Source organism: Mycobacterium sp. (assembly GCF_049278535.1).
Taxonomy (GTDB): Bacteria; Actinomycetota; Actinomycetes; order Mycobacteriales; family Mycobacteriaceae; genus Mycobacterium.
This window is the reverse complement of the sequence record NZ_JBAPMI010000250.1, coordinates 1-2,858: the sequence shown is the minus strand read 5'-3', so window position 1 is coordinate 2,858 and position 2,858 is coordinate 1. Positions and strand designations below refer to the sequence as shown.

The window sequence follows — 2,858 nt, the reverse complement described above, 5'->3', positions numbered from 1 at the left end:
ACGTCGAGCACCGCGAATAGCCATGACCAGGCGGTGACATGGCGAGACCCCGAAACCCCTTGCTGTGCAGGGCCATCAGTTGCTGTAGACCCGGTCGGGGCGGATAAGCACCGCTGCCCGGCGCTGCCCGGCCATCTCCCGGTCATACTCGTCCCAGTCGTCGTGTTCACCGCCGGCTGCGGCGAAAATCGCTCGGAGCAAAAGCCGTAGCCCTTCGGCATCTAGCCATGGTTGGTGGTCGTCGGGTCCGGCAAGCTCGGCGCGCCCTTCGACCGCCGCCCACTGCCAACCGTTGCGGAAGGTGGCCGTGACCTGGGGTCGAGCCCGCAGGTTCGCGAGCTTGACAGGACCTGACGCGACCAAGGCCAAGATGGTCTCCCCGGTCGCGGGATGCGCCAGGACGCCGGCGTTGACAAGCGACGACTGGATCGTGCCGTTGGCACGCAACGTCGACACCACCACCAGGCCGCGCTCATCGCTGGACAGCGATGCTGCCTCTTGAACGGTGATGGTAGCGGCGCTTGTCATGACAGCCCTCTTGCTGTGGGACCAGACGACGCGCCATCCGCACCGATAGCGCGAGAAGGCGGTTCTTGGTGTGAGCGTGACTTCTTCGCGAAGCGGTGAATGGCTTCGTCGGCATGCTGTTGTATTGCCGGGTCTTTGAAGTCGGCGACGATCACCGACTGATCCACGAGGGCCCCTGTGAGGGCGCCTGGTCGGCTGGCGTAAAACACCCCGCTGCGCAACTGTTCGTCGGTGACTCCATCGACCAGCCGCTGGGCGCCCTTCTCCAACTGGTGTCCGACCCCCAGAGCGGGAAGGACATAGGGCAACATGACGTGATTCATCATGGCCCGAGTGACGACGCCCATGTCGCGCAATGCGTCCGTTCCCGCGGTGTTGCCGGGGCTCACGGTGAGCAGCCGCAGGTCGGGGTGCTTTCGCGCCAGAGCCGACATCCACAACGCACCAAGGTATTTCACCTGCCCGTAGGCGAGGAACGTGTTGAATTTGTGCTTCTTGAAGAACGAACCATCGATGACGCTGGCGAACTCCTCCACCGAGTGGTCCGTGAAGGTGGGCCGCGGCATCCGCATCATGCGAACACCACGCGCGGCTTCGCTGCCCACGAGTACCGCGGTGCTGATCAATGCCCCAGCGGCGAGGAGATTCTCGAGCAGTACGACGTGGCCCAACACATTGGAACCGAAGACATGCGTGACGCCATCAGCGGTGAGCGCCAACGGTGTTGGGCCACCCGTGCCGCCGGCGTTCATGACGACCGAATGCAGTTCGCCATCCAACGTGCTCAGCGCTGACCTCACCGAGTCCAAATCGGTCAGGTCCATTCGCACTACCGTGAAGATGGACCTGCCCGTGATGTGCTCCAGCTCGGCGGCCGCAGACCGCCCGCTGTCGGTGTTGCGACACGCCAGATAGATCCTGTCGAAATCGCCGGCAACAGCGAGTTGGCGCGCGACCTCCTTGCCGAGCCCAACGTTGGCGCCAGTGATCAGAACCGCCTTGAACGGTCTCGCAGCCATGCTGTCATTTCCTTTCGATAGAGACTTCGCGCCGGCACGAGCTGGTCACCCGGCTTCGTCACTTCTGTATCGGAGGCCTCATCAGCGTTCCTCTAATTTAGAGTAACTACTACATAATCGTGCTTAAGCTCGCTGATGTCAAATGCCGGGTCGTCTGGCGTAGGTGGCCATTGCTTAGCTTTATTACCCTGTAGCGACGTGTTTTTCGATGACTGTCCATAACGACGAGAAGCACCTCGGCGAAGCAATATCCAGCAGCGGCATTCGATACCCCAACCACTTTATGTAGTGTATACTTCACAATTATGTCATGTTGAAGCTGTTCTGAGTTCCGGGCTGCCGCGAGCAGGTCCGTGCAGAACGGCGGACAGGATCAGACGAATCGGAAGGGGGATCAGGTCAGCGGGGCCCGCAGCGACGGATCTTGCCAGACCTGGACAAGTGATGGCAGCGAACGAATCGGTCACCGAGCCGCAACGGCTCACCCCCAAGGGACAGGCCACGCGGGATCGGATCGTAGCGACAGCAGCGCAACTGATGTACGACCATGGTGTCGCCGGCACGAGTCTTGGCGACGTCCAGAAGGCCGCGGGCGTTGGACCTTCGCAGGTGTATTACTACTTCGGGGACAAGGAATCCCTGCTCAGGGCCGTCATCGCCTACCGCATCCACGCTCTCCTGGCAACGCTCGGGGGGCTGGACAGCATGGAGGGGTTGCGCGCCTGGCGAGACTTCATCGTTGACACGTATCGCCAGCAGAACTGCGAAGGCGGCTGCCCGGTCGGGTCGCTGGTCGGGGACCTGGCCGAGCGCTTCCCGGAGTGTCGAGCTGACCTCGCCGGTGGATTCGACCAGTGGGAAGCGGCGATCCGCGCGTGCTTACAGGCCATGTGGGGCCGGGGCGATCTGCGCCGCAAGGCCAACCCCGACCGCCTGGCGACCGCGCTGTTGGCCGCGGTCGAAGGCGGCATCATGCTCGCGCAGGTTCGCCGCGACACCGCCCCTCTCGAAACGGCACTCGATGAGGTCCTCGAACGCATCGAGGACCTGAGGCCCCGACGCGCGCCGGCCCGTCAGTAGGACGGCAACACTGCCCGTCCCGTTCCTCGACAGCATGAGTGATCGCGTCCGTTCGTAGAACAGGCGAAAATGGTTGCATAGCTGCGATTTTCGAGAATCCTGGCTGGACGATTCGGCCGCCTACGACCAACATCCGCGTTGGACGCGGCCCTGAAAGGTCGAGGAAATGATTGTTTCGGGTGGCGGCTTGTTTCGCCGACGGTGGGCGGTGATCGTTGCCGCGTTCGTCGT

3 protein-coding genes are annotated in these 2,858 nt (G+C 62.7%); 1 reads left to right on the top strand and 2 read right to left on the bottom strand.

Annotation, left to right across the window (positions count from 1 at the left end; genetic code table 11):
* Positions 1–75: 75 nt before the first annotated feature.
* Entirely contained in the window at positions 76–528 is a 453-nt protein-coding gene (locus WAO18_RS17015) for a TIGR03618 family F420-dependent PPOX class oxidoreductase (RefSeq protein WP_422207422.1), read from the bottom strand.
* Entirely contained in the window at positions 525–1,547 is a 1,023-nt protein-coding gene (locus WAO18_RS17010; RefSeq protein ID WP_422207421.1) for an SDR family NAD(P)-dependent oxidoreductase, read from the bottom strand. The genes WAO18_RS17015 and WAO18_RS17010 overlap by 4 nt, the downstream gene beginning before the upstream one ends.
* A 444-nt stretch (positions 1,548–1,991) precedes the next feature.
* Here WAO18_RS17010 and WAO18_RS17005 point away from each other — a divergent pair, with 444 nt between their 5' ends.
* Positions 1,992–2,627, top strand: a complete 636-nt coding sequence (locus WAO18_RS17005; protein WP_422207420.1) for a TetR/AcrR family transcriptional regulator — start codon at positions 1,992–1,994, stop codon at positions 2,625–2,627.
* Positions 2,628–2,858 lie beyond the last annotated feature (231 nt).